The organism is Achromobacter sp. ACM04, from assembly GCF_014851465.1.
Taxonomy (GTDB): domain Bacteria; phylum Pseudomonadota; class Gammaproteobacteria; order Burkholderiales; family Burkholderiaceae_B; genus Achromobacter; species Achromobacter aegrifaciens.
In genome coordinates this window covers 99,097-116,155 of record NZ_JACUZS010000002.1, presented here as the reverse complement: position 1 = coordinate 116,155, position 17,059 = coordinate 99,097, and the positions used below count along the sequence as shown (strand labels likewise).

At 62.7% G+C, this 17,059-nt stretch carries 19 protein-coding genes; all 19 read left to right on the top strand.

The genetic code is table 11. From position 1 onward, the window contains the following. Positions 1–47: 47 nt before the first annotated feature. Entirely contained in the window at positions 48–437 is a 390-nt protein-coding gene (locus tag IB259_RS11220) for a hypothetical protein (RefSeq protein WP_192329033.1), read from the top strand. Continuing rightward, the gene (locus IB259_RS11215; RefSeq protein WP_192329032.1) at positions 385–2,286 is read left to right on the top strand and encodes a terminase large subunit; all 1,902 of its coding nucleotides are present in this window, start codon (positions 385–387) and stop codon (positions 2,284–2,286) included. The genes IB259_RS11220 and IB259_RS11215 overlap by 53 nt, the downstream gene beginning before the upstream one ends. Then, positions 2,286–3,512 carry a phage portal protein gene (locus IB259_RS11210; protein ID WP_192329031.1) on the top strand — a complete coding sequence of 409 codons (1,227 nt, stop codon included), beginning with the start codon at positions 2,286–2,288 and terminating at the stop codon, positions 3,510–3,512. Before IB259_RS11215 ends, IB259_RS11210 begins: the two co-directional genes overlap by 1 nt. Further along, positions 3,496–4,143, top strand: a complete 648-nt coding sequence (locus tag IB259_RS11205; protein WP_192329030.1) for an HK97 family phage prohead protease — start codon at positions 3,496–3,498, stop codon at positions 4,141–4,143. Before IB259_RS11210 ends, IB259_RS11205 begins: the two co-directional genes overlap by 17 nt. Then, positions 4,140–5,339: a phage major capsid protein gene (locus IB259_RS11200; protein WP_192329028.1), complete on the top strand. Its 1,200-nt coding sequence runs from the start codon at positions 4,140–4,142 to the stop codon at positions 5,337–5,339. The genes IB259_RS11205 and IB259_RS11200 overlap by 4 nt, the downstream gene beginning before the upstream one ends. A gap of 58 nt (positions 5,340–5,397) precedes the next feature. Further along, positions 5,398–5,691 carry a hypothetical protein gene (locus tag IB259_RS11195; protein WP_192329026.1) on the top strand — a complete coding sequence of 98 codons (294 nt, stop codon included), beginning with the start codon at positions 5,398–5,400 and terminating at the stop codon, positions 5,689–5,691. Beyond that, positions 5,691–5,993, top strand: a complete 303-nt coding sequence (locus tag IB259_RS11190; RefSeq protein WP_192329024.1) for a head-tail connector protein — start codon at positions 5,691–5,693, stop codon at positions 5,991–5,993. Before IB259_RS11195 ends, IB259_RS11190 begins: the two co-directional genes overlap by 1 nt. A gap of 10 nt (positions 5,994–6,003) precedes the next feature. Beyond that, positions 6,004–6,336 (top strand): phage head closure protein, encoded by a 333-nt coding sequence (locus IB259_RS11185; RefSeq protein WP_192329022.1) that lies wholly within the window; start codon positions 6,004–6,006, stop codon positions 6,334–6,336. Beyond that, positions 6,333–6,761: an HK97 gp10 family phage protein gene (locus IB259_RS11180; protein WP_192329019.1), complete on the top strand. Its 429-nt coding sequence runs from the start codon at positions 6,333–6,335 to the stop codon at positions 6,759–6,761. The genes IB259_RS11185 and IB259_RS11180 overlap by 4 nt, the downstream gene beginning before the upstream one ends. Beyond that, entirely contained in the window at positions 6,754–7,104 is a 351-nt protein-coding gene (locus IB259_RS11175; RefSeq protein ID WP_192329017.1) for a DUF3168 domain-containing protein, read from the top strand. The genes IB259_RS11180 and IB259_RS11175 overlap by 8 nt, the downstream gene beginning before the upstream one ends. Before the next feature lie 61 nt (positions 7,105–7,165). Then, positions 7,166–7,816, top strand: a complete 651-nt coding sequence (locus tag IB259_RS11170; RefSeq protein ID WP_192329015.1) for a phage tail protein — start codon at positions 7,166–7,168, stop codon at positions 7,814–7,816. A 14-nt stretch (positions 7,817–7,830) separates the two neighbouring features. Next, complete coding sequence (locus IB259_RS11165) at positions 7,831–8,181, top strand: phage tail assembly chaperone (protein ID WP_192329013.1); 351 nt, start codon at positions 7,831–7,833, stop codon at positions 8,179–8,181. Then, positions 8,178–8,489, top strand: coding sequence for a DUF1799 domain-containing protein (locus IB259_RS31230; protein ID WP_225596871.1), 312 nt, complete (start codon positions 8,178–8,180; stop codon positions 8,487–8,489). The genes IB259_RS11165 and IB259_RS31230 overlap by 4 nt, the downstream gene beginning before the upstream one ends. A gap of 1 nt (position 8,490) precedes the next feature. Further along, complete coding sequence (locus tag IB259_RS11155) at positions 8,491–11,964, top strand: phage tail tape measure protein (RefSeq protein ID WP_192329010.1); 3,474 nt, start codon at positions 8,491–8,493, stop codon at positions 11,962–11,964. After that, positions 11,964–12,299 (top strand): phage tail protein, encoded by a 336-nt coding sequence (locus tag IB259_RS11150; RefSeq protein WP_192329008.1) that lies wholly within the window; start codon positions 11,964–11,966, stop codon positions 12,297–12,299. The genes IB259_RS11155 and IB259_RS11150 overlap by 1 nt, the downstream gene beginning before the upstream one ends. A 5-nt stretch (positions 12,300–12,304) precedes the next feature. After that, positions 12,305–14,959 carry a pyocin knob domain-containing S74 family peptidase gene (locus IB259_RS11145; RefSeq protein ID WP_192329006.1) on the top strand — a complete coding sequence of 885 codons (2,655 nt, stop codon included), beginning with the start codon at positions 12,305–12,307 and terminating at the stop codon, positions 14,957–14,959. Between the two features lie 3 nt (positions 14,960–14,962). Continuing rightward, complete coding sequence (locus IB259_RS11140) at positions 14,963–15,691, top strand: phage minor tail protein L (protein ID WP_192329004.1); 729 nt, start codon at positions 14,963–14,965, stop codon at positions 15,689–15,691. 2 nt (positions 15,692–15,693) lie between these two features. Beyond that, positions 15,694–16,473 (top strand): C40 family peptidase, encoded by a 780-nt coding sequence (locus IB259_RS11135; RefSeq protein ID WP_192329002.1) that lies wholly within the window; start codon positions 15,694–15,696, stop codon positions 16,471–16,473. Then, complete coding sequence (locus IB259_RS11130; protein ID WP_192329000.1) at positions 16,470–17,057, top strand: tail assembly protein; 588 nt, start codon at positions 16,470–16,472, stop codon at positions 17,055–17,057. The genes IB259_RS11135 and IB259_RS11130 overlap by 4 nt, the downstream gene beginning before the upstream one ends. Positions 17,058–17,059: the final 2 nt, after the last annotated feature.

The following is a 17,059-nucleotide window of genomic DNA, read 5'->3' as shown; positions in this document are numbered from 1 at the left end:
CGGACGACCCTAAACGCCCCGGCTTTGATCAAGAAATGAGCAGATAAATGGCCCGTTCCCGACTTCCTGTCGACAAGGCCGCGGTGTCCGGCGCAGCAGTGAAAAATCCTGGCCGGCACGCCGGTCGGACCAAGCCGAAGGGCACTCGCCCGCTTGGCGTTCCCTACAAACAGATGACCGCCACGCAGAAGAAAGCGTGGAAGGATTTCGCTGCGGAGATGCCGTGGCTGAACTCTTCGCACCGAGTGCTACTGCGACTCGCCTGCATATGGGTGGCTCGCATGGATGATCCCGATGCTGAATTCGGCGTGTCGGCAACCCAAGCCCTGAGTTCGATTCTTTCCAAGTTGGGGGCGACCCCGGTAGACGAATCCAAGGTAGCGCATGACCCAGGCGGAGACGAAGACCCGGACGAGGCGTTCTTCAAGCGAAATTGATCGAACCAAGGCATACGCCGAGGCGGTCGTGGCCGGAGAGATAGTGGCCGGGCCGCACGTGCGTAATGCGTGCAGGCGCCACCTTCTTGACCTGGAAAGAGGGCACGAACGCGGGCTGTATTTTGACCAGGACGCCGCGGAGTACGCATTCCGTTTTTTTGAAGGCGTTCTGCGGTTGTCCGAAGGTCAGTTCGATGGCCGAAAGTTCGAGCTGCAGCCGTCGCAGGCGTTCATAGTCGGTTCGCTCTTCGGCTGGATGCAGGAGGATGGCACACGCCGATTCCGGCGGGCCTATGTCGAGCAGGGCAAGGGCAACGGCAAGAGCCCGCTGGCCGGCGGTCTTGGGCTGCTCGGCATGACTGCTGACGACGAGGCCGGCGCGCAGATCTATTCCGCCGCGGCGAAGAAGGACCAGGCGGGCATTCTGTTCGCCGATGCCGTCAAAATGGTCAAGCAGTCGCCGGCGCTAGCTAAGCGCGTGGCGTTCTCGGGAGGCGAGGGCCGCGAATTCAACATGGCGCACCACGCCAGCGGCAGCTTCTTCCGGCCGGTGTCGCGTGACACGGGTCGCACCGGATCTGGGCCGCGTCCGTACTTCGTTCTGGTGGACGAGGTGCACGAGCTGCCCGACCGCAAGATTATCGAAATGCTGGAGCGTGGCTTCAAGTTTCGCCGCGCGCCGTTGCTGTTCATGATCACCAACTCTGGCAGCGACCGCACGTCGGTGTGCTGGGAAGAGCATGAACATGCGGTGAAGGTGGCTGCTGGCCATACCGAAGCGGTGAACGATCCTACCTTTATCGGCGCCGTCATTGATGACCGTACGTTTAGCTACGTGTGCGCGTTGGATGAAGGTGACGATCCGCTGGAGGATCCATCCTGCTGGATCAAGGCCAATCCGCTGTTGGGGGTGACTATCTCCGAATCGTATCTGGCTGACGTAGTGGCGCAGGCAAAGGCGCTGCCCGGAGCGCTGAACGGAATTTTGCGTCTGCACTTCTGTGTGTGGACTGATGCGGAGACGGCCTGGATGACGCGCAGCACTCTTGAGCCGGCCCTGGCGGACTTCGATCCGGAAGAGCATCACGGCGCCAACATTTTCCTCGGCCTGGATCTGTCGCAGACCCGAGATATCACGGCGCTTGGCGCAGTCGTGAAAACGGGTTCCGTCGACGTCGAAGTGGAAGTAGACGGCGAACGCATGGTCATCGGCAAGCCAACCTACGACGCTTGGGTTGAAGCTTGGACGCCAGGCGATACCGTGGCCGCCCGCGAACTGCGCGACAAGCTTCCATACGCGGTATGGATCCGCCAGGGTCACCTGCACGCACCAACGGGCCAGACGGTCAGCTATCGCCATGTGGCACAGACGCTTGCCGAGTACGACCGGGATTTCGTGGTTCGTCTGGTGGCCTACGACCGCTACGCCTTCAAGAAATTCGAAGAAGACGTGGCGGCGCTGGGCCTGTCGATTCCCTTCGCGGAGCATCCGCAGGGCGGCTTGAAGAAGGGTAAGCCGCTGGAGGCGGCGGTGAAGGCCGCCGAGCAAGCCGGACGGGAGCCGCCAGAGGGCATGTGGATGCCAGGTTCGGTGCGGATCCTGGAAGAGGCGCTGCTGGAAGGGCGCATACGCATCCGCAACAACCCGGTTCTGGTGTCCGCCATGATGTCGGCGGTAGCCGAGCAGGATAAATGGGGAAACCACTGGCTATCCAAGTTGCGTTCGGTCAACAAGATCGATGCGGCGGTGGCTCTCGCGATGGCCTTGGGCGCCGCGAACGCACTTGTGGAGGATACCGCCGGACTGGATGACTACCTTGAAAACGGATTTTTTGGGCTGATCGGGTAATGACTACATTTCGTTGGTACCACCCGCTGACCTGGCGCATGTTCGGCTACACGGACCCGAAAACGGGCGATCACGTGGAAGTGGATATGTCTGTCGGAGGGAAGCGGACGCAATCCGGCGAGCGGATCACGCCCAAGAAGGCGATGACGGTTCCAATCATCTGGACTTGCGCCAAGATCTTGAGCGAGTCGGTGGGCGGTCTTCCAGCGCCGCTGTATGTCGAGGGGACGGGATTGAAGGCCGCGGGCGAGACTGCGGCAGTGCGGCGCGCGCTACGCCTGCTGCGCAAGCCCAACCCCTACATGACGCGGCTGACATTCCTAAAGACAGCCGTCGTCAACATGGCGCTGGTCGGGAATTCATACAACCTCATCGAGCGCAATGCCCAAGGGGATTGGCTGGGACTGACCCCCTTGCCCTGGGATGGGGTCGAAATCGACACCGAGACAGCCGACCTTCTGTACTGGGTCACGCTCAAGGGGCAGCGATTCCCGGTTTCACCCGAGAACATGCTGCATTTCAAGCTGTTCAGCGCGGACGGCATCTGTGGCCTGTCGCCGGTAGAGTTCCAGGCGGAGTCTATGGGCCTGGCCAAAGCGGGACAAAACTGGTCAGCGCGCTTCATGCGCAAGGGCGGCTTTACCGGTGGGTATGTGATCTACGAGCAGTTCCTCACGAAGGAACAGCAGGCGCAGGTGATGGCACGTTTCCCGGACGTACGCCAGGGCGATGCGGCCGACATCGGCAAGATGGCGGTCCTGCAAGGGAATCCAAAGATTGTGCCGGCAGGGCTGAGCCAGAAGGACAGCCAGTTCATCGAGTCGCAGCAGTTCCAAGAGGAAGCCCTGGCGGGCATTTGGGGCGTGCCGCTGTGGCTTGCCAACCGCGCCAGCAAGACTTCGATCATGGGGTCGAACCTGGAGCAGCAGAAAAGCGCATTCGTCACTTTCGGCCTCAAGCCCTACATCGACGCCATTGAGGACGAGATCAACGAAAAGCTGCTTTCGAAACTGGGGCTTTTCCTGGAGTTCGTGGTGGAGGGGCTGCTGCGGGCCGACAGCTCGGGGCGTGCCCAGTACTACCAGGCAGCGCTGGGCGGCTCGAATGGCTCCGGCTGGATGTCCGTCAATGAGGTCCGGCGCAAAGAAAACTTGGAGCCTCTCGTCGGCGATGAATACGACCGGGTCACCCGGTGGGAGATGAGTACAAATGCTCAGCAAAGTTGAATGCCCGTTTGAAGTCAAGGCGGTGGATGACCAGGGCAACTTCGAGGGATACGCTTCCGTCTTTAACAACGTGGACTTGGGCGACGACATCATTCTCCCCGGGGCCTTCGTCAAAGTGAAGACCACCCGTTCGGGCCAGCTCAAGCTGGCCCTTTTTCATGACCTGCGCAAACTCGTCGGCACGGCGGCGTACACGCAAGATTCGCATGGGCTCCACCTGAAAGGCCGCGTAAATCTGAACGTCAGCTACGCCAAGGACGCCTATGAACTGATGCGCGATGGCGGACCTCTTGACTCCATGTCGATCGGTTTCAACACCATCACCGCTGCCTACGAAGAGCGCTCGGGCCGAACCGTCCGCGTGATCAAGGAAGCGGAACTGTGGGAAGCATCGCTGGTGCCCTTCGGCATGAATCCCGAAGCGCAGATCACAAGCGTGAAGTCGGATATCCGCCTTTTCGAATCCGCCCTGCGTGATCGCATGGGCCTTTCCCAAAAGGAGGCGGCTGCGGTCGCCTCCCTCGGCTTTCCCGCCATCCGCCGTGACGGCGCGCCGGCGGCCACGGAGATCGTGGACGAGCTGAAGTCTCTCTCTCAATCCTTTCAAGACATATTTGGAGCGTCGAAATGACCGATGTGAAAGAACTGCGTGATTCGCTGGAAAAGCAGCTGAAGGACGGCTTTGCCGGGCTGCAACAAAAGTATGACAAGGCGTCGGAAGCCATCCAGAAGGGCGAAAGCGTCACGGCCGAAATGAAATCCGCCATCGAGAACCAGAAGGGCGAACTGCAAAAGCTCGTCGACAAGGTTCTGGAAATGGAAGAGAAGGGCGTGCAGTTGCGCGGCCGCCAGACCGAGAAGAAGGGCTTCATCGACTTCGTGAAGGACCACGGCGAGTACAAGGCCCTGCGCGAGAACGGCAAGGCAGCTGCCGAGATCGAAGTTTCCAAGGGCGACATGGCCGCCATGCAGGAAACCAAGGTCACCAGCGCCGGCCTGGTCGTGCCCCAGTTCGATCCGACCATCCAGGCGAATCCGCGCCAGGAACTGCGCATCCGCGACCTGATTCCCTCGGTGCCAGTGACGGGCCAGAGCTACACGTACTTCAAGGAACTGCTCCACACCCGCGGTGCGGCGCCGGTGGCCGAGGGCGCGGCCAAGCCGCAGAGCAATGTCACCTTCGAACAGAAGACGGACCTGGTCAAGAAGATCGCGGTCTGGATCCCAGTTTCTGACGAAGCGCTGGATGATGTGCCGCAGCTGTTCGGCTATTTGCAGCAGCTGCTGCGCTACGACCTGAAGCTGGAAGAGGAGGAACAGATCCTCAAGGGCGACGGCACGGGCAACAACCTGCCCGGCATCATGACCCAGGCCACCGCGTTCACCGCCTCGCTGTCCAAGGCCGGCGATACCTCGATCGATACGGTGCGGCGAGCCATCTATCAGGTGCGCAAGCAGGCCAAGCTGGCAGCCGATGCCACGGTCATGACCGAACTGGACTGGATGGACATCGAACTGCAGAAGGACTCGCAGAATCGTTACCTGTTCGCCAACCTGCAGGGCTTCGTGACCCCGATCCTGTGGGGGCGCCCGGTGATCACCTCCGACAGCATGGACGAAGGCAACGGCACGGACACCGGCGGCGAATTCCTGGTCGGCAACTTCCAGCGCGGCGCAACCATCTACGACCGCATGTCCTTCCTGTTCAAGGTGGGCATGATCAATGACGACTTCATCAAGAACCAGCGCGCGCTGCTGGTGGAAGAGCGTCTGGGCCTGGCGGTGCGTCGCAACTACGCCTTCGTGAAGGGTCGCTTCGCGGCCTAAGCCACTACCGGCGGGGGAGCACTTAGTGCGACCCCCGTCGCGGATCTATGGAGAGAACATGAAAATCAAGGCACTGTGGGGCTTTCGTGGAGATCCCGCGAAACTCGGCAAAGGCGATGGCCGTGTCCGCGCTGGCGAAATCTTCGACGACGTGAACCCCGAGTATGGCCATACGCTGGTCGGCAAGGGTTTGGTCGAAGAATTGGACGGTGGCAAGGTTTCGTCGCGGGCGTCGGACGGTATGACACCCGCGCAGCTGAAGAAGGCGCTGACCGAGAAGAACATCGCCATCCCCGAAGGCGCGACCAAAGAGCAACTGGTGGCGCTGCTGGACGGCGCGGAGGTGCAGTAATGGACATGGCCCAGGTGAAGGCGCACCTTCGCCTGGATCCGGGGTTCACTGATGACGATGCGTTGATTCAGGGCTATATCGACGGCGCTGTGGCGCACGTCGAGCAGCACTGCGACAGGAAGATCGTCACGGGGGATCCCTCCGGGCCCGGCGAGATGGCAATGACCAAGGACGTCGAGCAGGCTGTCCTGCTGCTGGTGGGCCATTGGTACTCCAACCGGGAAGGCGTTGTGGTCGGTGCGGTGGCGAACCAGGTGCAGCTTGGCGTCGAACGGCTCCTCTGGTACCGCAAACAGTTCTAAGGGAGGCGCCATGCTCCAAGCAGGAAGCTTGAACTGCCGCATCGTCATCTTTCGACGCGACAAGGTGCGGTCCCCTGGTGGGCAAGTCGTTGACGAATGGGTGGAGCACGCTCGCGCCTGGGCGAATGTGGCGAAGTTGACGGGTCTAGGAGCGATCAAAGCAGAAGGCGATGTGTCGCTTGTGAAAGCGAGCTATCGCGTCCGGTACCGGCGCGATGTGACCGCGGCGATGCGGCTGGCCCACGATGGCGCGATTTACGACATCAAGGCGGTCCTTCCCGATCACGCACGGCGGGAGTACGTAGACCTGGTGTGTCAGTCCATTCCAGGTGAGACGGCATGAAAATTTCCACCACGATGACGGGCGACATAGAAGGCAGTCTGATGGCGCTGGCCGAATCGCTGGAGCAGCGTGTCGTACGGCCGGCGGCGCATGCGGGCGCGCTGGTCTTCTACGACCGCGCCCGAGAACTGGCGCCGCTGTATGTCGGCCCGGAGAAAAAGGGAATTAAGCCAGGGCAGTTGAGGGCGGCGATCTACCGAGTGTTCTCGGAAGATCGCTCATCCGATGACCTGAAGGTTTATCAAATCAGCTGGAACCATGCCAAGGCCCCTCACGGCTACTGGATGGAGTACGGCAACAGCCGGCATGGGCCCAAGCCCTTTATCCGGCCAGCTTTCGATTTCTACGAAAGAGCGCTGGACGCCTCTCGCAAGCGGGCGCGCGAGCTGACGGCGGAGATCATCGCGGAGCATTCCCATGGTTGAAGAAGACATTTTCGCGGTACTGGGGCCGCTCGTGAGCGACGAGGTATATCCCGGAGTGGCGCCGCCCGAGGCAAAGTCGCCTCGGATCACATACCACTGGATAGGCGGGAAGCCGCTGAACTTCCTTGAGGGCGTTCCCGACAAGCGCAATGGCCGGTTGCAGGTCGATGTCTGGGCAAAGCTGGACACCGAGGCGGCCAGGCTAATCCGCTTGGCGGAAGACGCCATCCGTCTGGATCCGCGCTTGCTCGGAATGTCGGAGTCGGGCGCGCAATCCGATCACGAGCCCGACACGGGCCTGTACGCACGCAAACAGACTTTTTCCATCTGGTTCAAAGACTAGCCCGCCCTGGGCTTTCAACACAGCCGCCTCCGGGCGGCTTTTTCTTTTTCAGGAGGCCCAAATGGGCGTGAAACTTCCCAACGGCGCGATCTTCTCGATTGCGAAGACCTATGCGGCTGTGGCGCTGACCACGGCGGTTTCCAATGCCAATCCCGCGGTGGTGATGGCGGCAGCCCACGGCGCCGCGGATGGTGACGTGGTCGAAATGGCCTCGGCCTGGACGGCGCTCGATGGCCGCGTGGCCCGCGCCGATGCCGTCACAGCGGACCAGCTGTCGCTGGAAGGCATCGATACGACCGACTTGAACCGCTACCCCGCGGGCGGCGGCCTCGGTTCGGTTCGTCGAGTCGTCGACTGGATGCAGATTTCGCAGGTCATGGAATCGGCAAGCCAGGGCGGCGAACAGCAGTTCTACAACTTCTCGTTCCTGGAAGACACGGGCGACGAGCGTCAGATTCCGACCACGCGCAGCGCACGTTCGATCAACCTCACTATCGCCGACGACGACACGTTGCCGCAGTACCAGGTGTTGAAGGCCGCGAACGATGACCGCCTCCCGCGTGTGATCCGTTTCCGCCTGCCGTCCGGCTCCACGATCTATTTCCGGGCCTACGTGACGTTCAGCGAAATGCCCACCACCACCAAAAACGAAGCCATGACGCAGCAGGTGACGCTGTCGCTGACCGGCGCACCGACGCGCTATAGCGCCTAAGAGGAATCAGAACCATGAAGAAGACTGCCGCTGCCCGTGCCGTTGCCACCGTCTTTTCGTTGACTCCGCCGCCCACGTTCCCCGCGGTTGTGGAGATTCCCCGACCAGGCGCCGAGCCTGCGGAGCTGCACCTGGTGTTTAAGCACAAGGATGACGACCAGTTGAAGGAATGGCTGGCCAGCGCCAGCGGGGCCAAGTCCGACGCTGAATGGCTGCTTGGCATCGTGGATGGTTGGGAGGGTGTCAGTGCGAAGTTCTCGCCTGATGCCTTGGCGACGTTGGTACGCAATTACCACGCCCCGGCGGTCACGGCCATCGTGGACAAGTACCTGGCTGAACTGACGGAGGCCCGCCGGGGAAACTGATCGCGGCGGCGCGGCGTAGGTACTGGCGCCCTCCGCCGGAGGATCAGTACGCATGGCTCGGGCTTACGGTCGCCGACCTTGAGCCCGAGCCGGTGGCCCTTCTACCCGTCAACGAACTGCCGTTTGGCGTCTTCTGCGCGATGGACACGCAGTGGCGGGTGGGAGTGACTGGGCCTACCGGCCTGGACTACGGAGTACTGCCCACCGTTCTTCGGCTGATGGGTGTTCAGCGGTCGCAATGGCCGCGGATCTGGGATGCGCTGCGCGTGATGGAGCGTGCCGCCCTGGAAGCAATGCACGAGGATTGAAATGTCAGACGTTGTAGGCAAAGCCACACTGGAGTTTGCCGCAGACGGCAGCGGCGTCAAATCCGAGGTGCGTGAGATTGGCCGGGAGGTCGACGGTCTTGCGGCTACCGCGGCGGCCGCGTCCGTCAAGGCTTCGGGAAGCCTGGCAGGGGTCGGAAAGACGGCCGACGGTGCGGCGCAAAAGCTCACCGCCGCCCAGCAGCGCGTGCAGCAGTCTCTGGAGCGGACCGCAGCGACCTTCGGGAAGTCACGCGCCGAGGTGGCCGAGTACCGCGCCATTGCGGCCGGTCTGCCCCAGGCGGTATACGCGCCTCTGGTGGCGCGGATCCGCGAATCGGAAGCCGCAATGGGCGGCATGTCTGCGGCGCAACGGTCCGCTGCTGCCTCGGGTGCGCAGTTGGCCGAGTCCGAGGCGGCCGCTGCCGTTCGCCTGAAGTCCGTAGCGACCGCCGCCGTCGAGCGGGCCCAGGCGCTGCACCGGCAGGTTGAAGGCGCCCGCGCTGCGGTCGCGGCCGAGCGCGAGCTGGCGGCTGTAGCGGGAGGATCTGTCCGGCAGCAGTTTCAGCCGGCCATTCCGGCCCAGAATCGCGGCTTCCAGGAGCTAACCCGCGATATCAATGAGGTCAATGCTGCGCTCGCTGCCATCGAGCGGGGGGCGGGGTCGCAGTCGGCGATCAACGCGCAGACCGAAAAGCTGGTTTCGCTGTGGAACCAAGGCCGAATCTCGGCCGAGCAGTACGGTGCAGCGGTGAAGCGCCTGGACGCTTCGGAAGCGGCCCTGGCGCGCTCCAGCGCCCAGGCTGCCGCCCAAGGCGATCGCTTCATTGCGGGCTTGCGCGAGCAGGCGGAAACGGCCGGCTTGAGCGCGCGGCAGTTGTTGGAATACCGGGCCGCTCAGCTTGGCGTTGGCGACCGTGCCGCGCCGCTGATCGCCAAGCTGGCGCAGGTGAATAAGAACCTGGACGGCACGGGGATATCTGCGCGGCAAACGGCGGCGGCGATGCGCATGGTGCCGGCGCAGATGACGGACATCGCCACGCAGCTTGCCGGCGGCCAAAGCCCGTTCCTGATCTTGATCCAGCAGGGCGGGCAACTGAAGGATAGTTTCGGCGGTATCGGCCCGATGTTCCGCGCGTTGCTGGGCATGGTGTCGCCGTTCACGTTCGCGGTGGGTGGGGTGGCGGCCGCGCTCGCCGCGGTGGGATACGCGGCCTACAAGGGATCGAGCGAATCACGCAATTTCGCGAACTCGTTGGCATTGACGGGCGACTTTGCCGGCAAGACCACCGGCCAGCTGGTGGATATGTCCCGGCGCGTGGGCGAAGCGCATAGCACGATTGGGCGCTCTGCTGATGTGGTCAATAAGCTGGTTTCGTCCGGCCGCATAACCGGGGGTGCGCTGGAAACGGTGGCCGGCGCTATCGTGAACATGAGCGAGACCGGCGCCAGGTCCGTCGACGACCTGGTGGCCGAGTTCGCGCGCCTGGGCGACAGCCCCAGCCAGGCGATCGCCAAGATCAACGAATCCATGCACTTCCTGGATGCGGCGACCTATGAGCGTATCCGCGCCCTGGAACAGCAAGGCCAGAAGGAACAGGCGGTGGCGCTGGCACAGGCCACTCTGGCCGACGCTACGAACCGCGCGGCGGATCGTGTCCGTGCTAGCGCTGGTGCTCTGGAGCGCGGCTGGGACAGCCTGGGCCTGGCCGCCCGTCGCGCCTGGGACTACATGCTCAACATTGGGCGACCGACGCCCATCGGGGAGTTGCGTAAGCAACTTGGCGAGCTGGAACGCCAGGCTGAGGGTCTCCAGAAAAATCAGGGCTTCTATACGACCGATGGGGGCGCCGCCGTCGGGGCAGGTCGAAATCGGGCCGCCCAGCAGTTGAAGCGACTGCAAGACGACATAGCAGCTAGAAAGCTCGAGATTGAGCGCCAAGAGAAGGCTGAGGCGGACGCCCGCGGCGAAGCGTTGCGCGGTCAAGCCACCCAGGAAAAGATCGCGGCGGGTGACCGCCTGCGGGAAATGATGAAGGCCACGCGCGACCGCAGCCAGATTCGTGCCGACGAGATCAAGTCGATGCGAGAGGACGCGGCGCTTGCCGGCTGGACTGCGGAGAAGATCGCCGAGGCGGAAAAGCGGATCAACGAGAAGTACAAGGATCCGAAGGGCAGCGGGGGCGCATACAAGGACGACGCGGCCACGCGTCGGCTGGCCGAACTGCGGGAGCAGGAAGCCTCCCTGACCGCACAGCTGGTCGGCGAGCGGAAGCTGACCGACGCCGGTAAGGCGCGTGCGCAGTTTGAGCAAGAGATTGCCGACCTCAAGGGTAAGGCAATTCTCACTGCCGAACAGCGTAGCTTGCTGGCGAATCAAGATGCCATTCGTGCTCAGCTGACGAAGAACGAGGGAGTGGCGAAGGAGCTGGCGGCCAAGCAGGAAATGCTCAAGCTGGACGAGCGCGCCGCCCAGATCCAGCAGGCAATCGCCTCTTCTGCTGAGTCCCGTCAGGAGCAGTACGACAGGCAGCTTGGGGCTGCGGGCTTGGGCCAGGTGGCCCGACAGCGCGTCGAAGCTGAAAACGCGATTCGGCTGGAGTTCAAGCGGTATCAGGACCAGCTGGCGAAGGCGACCCCCAAAGATCAGCTTGGCTCGGAACGCTTTAGGGAAGAGCAGTCGAAGATCCGCGAAGCCCTTCAAGGTGCTTTGGGGGAGCAACGCGCCTACTACGACCAGCTGGACAAGCTTAACGCTGATTGGAGCGTGGGCGCCCGCGAGGCCTTGTCCGACTATGTGGAGTCCGCCGCGAACGTTTCCCAGCAGGCGCAGGGCCTGTTCTCGGGCGCGTTCAAGGGCATGGAAGACGCCCTGGCGCGCTTCGTCACTACCGGGAAACTCAGTTTCAAGGACCTGGCGACATCGATCCTAGCGGACTTGGCACGCATTGCCGCCCGCCAGGCAATCGTGGGGGCGATCGGCAGCATCGCCGGCGCGTTCTCCAGCGGGGCTTCTGCCGGTATCGGCGGCGCGACTGCTTCTGACGTTGCCAATGCTTCTGCCCGCTCAGGTGGTGGCCTGATGTTCCTGTCCTCGGGTGGCTACACCGGCAACGGCGACAAGTATGAGCCCGCAGGCATTGTCCACAAGGGCGAATACGTGCTGAACGCCGCGGCTACTTCACGGATTGGCGTGGAGCAGCTGGACCGCCTGAATCGGATGGGATACGCGGAGGGCGGGCTGGGCGGCCGCCCGCCCGGAACCTGGTCTGGTGGAGGTATGGGTGCCGGGCCCGCATACCAGATCACCAATCAGGTGATTTTCAACGACACGGGGCGCGAAACGCGTCAGACCGGCCAGGACGAGGCGGTAGGACGGGAAATGCTCCGGCAGATGGAAGCGGTCGCGCAGCGTGTTGTGGACCGCTCCTATCGCCAGGGCGGTACCGCCTGGAATGCGCGAAATGGGAGGGCCTGATGGCTGAAAGATTCACTTGGAAGGCCACCGGTCAGCCGAACGGGACAGTCACGTTTCGGCGGCTGACCGCCCAGTTTGGCGATGGGTACCGCCAGGTGGCGGGCGACGGCATCAACAGCAAGGTGCAGTCCTGGCCCCTGACATTCTCCGGCAGCAAAAAGGAGATGGACCTCATCGCGGCCTTTTTTGACCGGCACGCCGGCATCCGGTCGTTTCTCTGGACGCCGCCACTCGGTGAAGAGGGGCTGTACGAGGTGCCTGGATACAGCATCAACCCGGTGGGCGGGGTGGCTTACACCATCTCCGCCACCTTCCAGCAAGTTTTCAAACCGTAAGAAAAATGCAGACACTCGAAATGATCAACGTTGGGCAATCGCCCAATGACGGCACCGGCGAGCCTCACCGCGATGCGTTTGAGAAGATAAATCGCAACATGACTGTCTTGAAGGCGGCGTTGGAAGACGCATTCAAGGCTGTCGAGATTCCGGCGTCCGCAAACCTGAACACCTACACGACCACCGGCACATTCCACCAGTCCGCGGACGCTGGCGCCGTGGGTGGTACGAACTATCCCGAGGGTGCCGCAGGCTTGCTGCAGGTCGTGGCGGCCGGTACGTCGTTTGTGTACCAGCGCTATGTCACCACAGCACGCAGGAGCTACTGGCGGACGCGCGTCGGCAGTGAGTGGACTGGCTGGGTGCGAATGCTGGACGCGTCGATGCTGGGGGCTGCAAATGGCCTTGCTTCGCTCGGCACCGACAGCAAGATCCCGCGCGAACAGCTGCCGGTCATGACGGCGCAGGTTATCGTAGCCGGCACCGACGCCAATGCGGTCACCGACCCAGGCTCCTACTACATCAACAGCGACGCTGACGCGGCGGCGGATCTCAACTGGCCGGAGCTGCGGGCAGGCACGCTGGTGGTGGAACGAGCTGGCACCGGCAACCTGCAGGTCACCCAGACCTACACGACTCGCGGCGGTTCTGGTGGCATATCGCGCACCTACAAACGCGTGCGGTTTACAACGTCGAATACCTGGTACGCCTGGCAGGAGCTGGCCCGACTCGACGAGGCGATGAAAAACGTCGCGCTCTCTGTCGGTACCGACGCCAACACGCTGACGGCCGCTAACACTTTCTACACCTGGGGCGCAGGCGCTGTGGTGTCCCAGGGCACGAATTGGCCTGCGGTCATCCCGGGATCAGGTGCGTTGACCGTAGCCGTGATGGCCGCGACGACCGTCATCCAAAGCTTGGAACTGCTATCGGGTGTTGGCCGCCGCCCTCTCTGCCTTCAGCGGGCGCGCATCAACGGAGCTTGGGACTCTTGGTACGTGGTCGCACCGATTAGCGCTGTGGTGGACCTGCCCACAGCGAATCTCGGCGATGTTTATGTGGACGGCGACGGCTGGTACACCTGGAACGGGTCGGCTTATGCGCGCCGCAGCTTGGCCAAGACGTTGGTCGGCGTCGACTTGAATACGGTAGATGCCCCGGGATCCTACGCCTGCAACGTCAGCCTGGAGGCCACACCAGCCCTGAACTACCCGGTGCAGCTGGCCGGCATTTTGGAGGTCGTCGCCTCTCAGGCGAGCAACCTGCAGGTCACTCAGACCTACACTGCTTTCCCCGAAACCAGCCCGGTGACCTACAAGCGCGTCCGCTTTGGGGCCTCCAAGGTGTGGGGGCCGTGGCTTGAGCAGGCTCGCCTTCGAGACGCGATGCACCGGGTGGCCTTGAGCACTGCCGGCGTGAATGCCAACACGCTCGTCGCGGATAACACGTTCTACAGCTGGGAGTCTGGCTCTACCATCACGGGCAGCGGCGGCGCCAACTGGCCTCCCGTGGATAACGGTACGGTCGGTGCAGGCTTCCTGGAAGTGTTCTATATCTCTTCTGGCGCGATCGTGCAGCGTTGTACGCTGCTGGGTAACGCCCAGAAGCCCCGTGTGTTCCAGCGGTTCGGCGCAGGTAGCTCCTGGGAAAGCTGGAAGATCACAGCAAGTCTCAGCTCGTCTGCGTTCCTGCCCGTGGCCGACTGCGGCGAGGTGTACGTGGATGGCGTTGGCGTATACCAGTGGAATGGTTCGACTTACACGCCCCAGACCCCGCTTACTGGCGTGTTGCTGATGAAGCCAAGCGCGGTGGTAATGGGCGAATTTCCTGGTCAGGCGTCGTCTACGGGCAACCGTTTCATGTCCTACTCGGGGGATACCTATCTGGCAGCTGTACCCGGTTCAGGCGGGACGGTTGCGGGGCTTATTGCGCGGGGCGCCGACTCCGCTAATTCGCAATTCGTGGGTCTGTCTGTCAGCTCGTCCGCGTGCTACCTGCTTTTCAGCCGACACGGAAGTGCTGCGGTTCCCCCTAATCTGATCATCACGTCGGCGACTGGGGAATGCGGCCGCGTGGTCGAGGACGGCCGCTGGCAGTTTGGCCGCTTCATCATGCCCAATGTGCAAACGAAGCTCCACGTCTCCTTCAATGGCGGCGGCCTGGAGTACGGCATTGTGACCCGTCCAGTCAACGCATCGGATTCCACAGCCATCCAGTTCCAGTCCTCCACAGGTGGCGTGGCAGGCTACATCTATTCGACGCAGGCGCTGACCACGACCTACGCCACCACCTCGGACTACCGCGCCAAGACCGACCTGGGGAACCTGGACCCCGAGAACTCGCTGGCCACCATCAACGCGCTGCGGCCCATCCTGTTCCGCATGAACGAGGCGCCGGAAGGCTCCGAGATCCAGCGGGGCTTCATCGCGCACGAACTACAAGAGAAAGTCCCCAACGCGGTGGTGGGCAAGAAGGACGAGATGATGGCCGGGCCTGGCGGTCCCGATGCGCCGGAGGTGCCCAGATACCAGGGCGTGGACATGTCACGCATCATGCCCGACATGGTGGCTGCGGTGCAGCGCCTGACTCAGATGCTGGCGGAGTCCAATGCGCGGATCGCACAGCTGGAAGCTGCGCGTTCATCCGCAGCCCAGGAGTAAATCATGGGTATCTATGCAGATGTTCAAAAGCTGGAGGTCGGGGAGGAAATTCAGCTGTTCGAGCTGGACGCAAGCAACATCGGCGGCACGCTACAGCGGTTTCACGGATACACGCAGATTGGGCCAATCTGGTGGCAGGGCAATCAGTACGACCCCTGGGCGGTCCAGGCTGAAGGCATTGAGGAGGTGGGGGAGGGACAGCAGCCCACCCCCACGCTGTCTGTGGGCAACATTGGCCAGGACGCTGACGGCAATCCCATACCGGGCGTGATATCAGCCCTGTGCATTCAGCTTGACGATCTGGTAGGCGCTCGCGTGGTTATCCGGCGGACGCTCGGGAAGTACTTGGATGCGCGCAACTTCCCCGATGGCAATCCTACCGCTTCGCCCGACGAGGAGCTGGCGCAGGAAATCTGGATTGTCCAGCAGAAGACGAGCGACCTTCCCGAAGTCGTGGAGTTCGAACTATCGAGCGCGCTGGATTTCAACGGCCAGCAGCTTCCCGGCCGCCAGATCATCGCCGGCGTCTGCGGTTGGCTGACGAGGGGCGGATACCGCGGCACGTACTGTGGATACACCGGCTCGCGCATGTTCGATTTGGAAGGGAACCCCGTCACGGATCCCGCCCTTGACCGTTGCTCTGGCCTGTTGAGCGACTGCAAGAAGCGCTTCGGCGAGTTCGAAGTTATCAATTTCGGCGGCTTTCCCTCGGCTGACCGGATCAGAGGTTAACCATGCGTAAGAAGACTTTGACGGCCATCCGAGCTCACGCGATGGCCGAGTACCCGCGCGAGTGTTGCGGCCTGGTCGTCATGGCGGCCAGGCGCGAATCGTACTGGCGGTGCCGGAATCTGGCGACCGGGACAGACCATTTCGTGATGGATTCAGAGGACTACGCCAAGGCAGAGGACGCTGGGCGGATTACCGCCATCATCCATTCCCACCCGGACGTACCTATTGACCCCAGCGAGGCGGACCGCGTTGCATGCGAGGCGAGCGGCTTACCGTGGTTCATTGTCGGGGTGGAGAAGGATGCCGCCGGCGCCGTCGTGGCAGGAGACGTACGCGGGTTCGCGCCCGAGGGGTATGTGGCTCCGCTGCTTGGGCGTCCCTTTGCCCACGGTGTCCTGGACTGCTACAGCCTGATTCGTGACGGGTACGCGCGCGAGCTGGATATCTCCTTGCCGGACTTCCACAGGGATGATGGCTGGTGGGAGCCAGGCAGGGAAGGAGACCTTTACATGGACCATTTCGCCGAGGCGGGCTTCCGACCTCTGACCGTCGGCGAGGAATTGCAGTTTGGTGACGTGGTGCTGATGCAGATCCGTTCGGATCGTGTCAATCACGCCGGCCTGTTCATCGGAAGCCGCCCATTGAAGGAAGCGCCCGATCTCTTTCCGGTGCCCAACGCGATGCTCCATCACCTGTACGGACGGGATTCTGAACGCGTGGTCTATGGCGGCTACTGGCGCGAAGCCACGCGCCTGGTGCTTCGGTATGAGGGCTTGCAATGAGCGAGATTCTGCGTGAAGTTCGGTTGTATGGCCGGCTGGGCGCGCGATTCGGGAGAGTTCACAGGCTCGCCGTACGCAGCACCGCTGAAGCAATCCGCGCGCTATGCGTGCTGATACCAGGGTTTGAGCGCGAGTTATCGGAAAGCGAGCTGCACGGCGTGCGCTACGCCTGTTTCCTCGGCAAGCGCAACATCGGCGAGGACGACATTCGGCATCCAGTGGGTTCCGATTCGATCCGCATCGCACCCGTCTTGGCTGGCGCCAAGCGCGGAGGCCTTTTCCAAACCATTCTCGGCGCGGTCCTGATTGTGGCGGGGGCGGTAGTGAACGTCATTACCCCCGGGGCCGGTACGCCGTTTATGCAATTGGGAGCGGCGATGGCGCTTGGCGGCGTCATTCAGATGCTTTCGCCGCAGCAGCGTGGGCTGAGTGCGCGGGATAGTCCTGAGAATGGCGCCTCCTACAACTTCAATGGCGCGGTCAACACTTCAGCGCAGGGCAATCCTGCGCCGCTCTTGTATGGCCGGATGATCGTGGGCAGCGCGGTGATCTCGGCAGGGATTTACGCAGAGGACCAGGTATGACG

What these genes read in the sequence shown, in the direction of transcription:
- IB259_RS11220 (WP_192329033.1), top strand. Translation starts at nt 48, where the DNA reads ATGGCCCGTTCCCGACTTCCTGTCGACAAGGCCGCGGTGTCCGGCGCA.
- IB259_RS11215 (WP_192329032.1), top strand. Translation starts at nt 385, where the DNA reads ATGACCCAGGCGGAGACGAAGACCCGGACGAGGCGTTCTTCAAGCGAA.
- IB259_RS11210 (WP_192329031.1), top strand. Translation starts at nt 2,286, where the DNA reads ATGACTACATTTCGTTGGTACCACCCGCTGACCTGGCGCATGTTCGGC.
- IB259_RS11205 (WP_192329030.1), top strand. Translation starts at nt 3,496, where the DNA reads ATGCTCAGCAAAGTTGAATGCCCGTTTGAAGTCAAGGCGGTGGATGAC.
- IB259_RS11200 (WP_192329028.1), top strand. Translation starts at nt 4,140, where the DNA reads ATGACCGATGTGAAAGAACTGCGTGATTCGCTGGAAAAGCAGCTGAAG.
- IB259_RS11195 (WP_192329026.1), top strand. Translation starts at nt 5,398, where the DNA reads ATGAAAATCAAGGCACTGTGGGGCTTTCGTGGAGATCCCGCGAAACTC.
- IB259_RS11190 (WP_192329024.1), top strand. Translation starts at nt 5,691, where the DNA reads ATGGACATGGCCCAGGTGAAGGCGCACCTTCGCCTGGATCCGGGGTTC.
- IB259_RS11185 (WP_192329022.1), top strand. Translation starts at nt 6,004, where the DNA reads ATGCTCCAAGCAGGAAGCTTGAACTGCCGCATCGTCATCTTTCGACGC.
- IB259_RS11180 (WP_192329019.1), top strand. Translation starts at nt 6,333, where the DNA reads ATGAAAATTTCCACCACGATGACGGGCGACATAGAAGGCAGTCTGATG.
- IB259_RS11175 (WP_192329017.1), top strand. Translation starts at nt 6,754, where the DNA reads ATGGTTGAAGAAGACATTTTCGCGGTACTGGGGCCGCTCGTGAGCGAC.
- IB259_RS11170 (WP_192329015.1), top strand. Translation starts at nt 7,166, where the DNA reads ATGGGCGTGAAACTTCCCAACGGCGCGATCTTCTCGATTGCGAAGACC.
- IB259_RS11165 (WP_192329013.1), top strand. Translation starts at nt 7,831, where the DNA reads ATGAAGAAGACTGCCGCTGCCCGTGCCGTTGCCACCGTCTTTTCGTTG.
- IB259_RS11155 (WP_192329010.1), top strand. Translation starts at nt 8,491, where the DNA reads ATGTCAGACGTTGTAGGCAAAGCCACACTGGAGTTTGCCGCAGACGGC.
- IB259_RS11150 (WP_192329008.1), top strand. Translation starts at nt 11,964, where the DNA reads ATGGCTGAAAGATTCACTTGGAAGGCCACCGGTCAGCCGAACGGGACA.
- IB259_RS11145 (WP_192329006.1), top strand. Translation starts at nt 12,305, where the DNA reads ATGCAGACACTCGAAATGATCAACGTTGGGCAATCGCCCAATGACGGC.
- IB259_RS11140 (WP_192329004.1), top strand. Translation starts at nt 14,963, where the DNA reads ATGGGTATCTATGCAGATGTTCAAAAGCTGGAGGTCGGGGAGGAAATT.
- IB259_RS11135 (WP_192329002.1), top strand. Translation starts at nt 15,694, where the DNA reads ATGCGTAAGAAGACTTTGACGGCCATCCGAGCTCACGCGATGGCCGAG.
- IB259_RS11130 (WP_192329000.1), top strand. Translation starts at nt 16,470, where the DNA reads ATGAGCGAGATTCTGCGTGAAGTTCGGTTGTATGGCCGGCTGGGCGCG.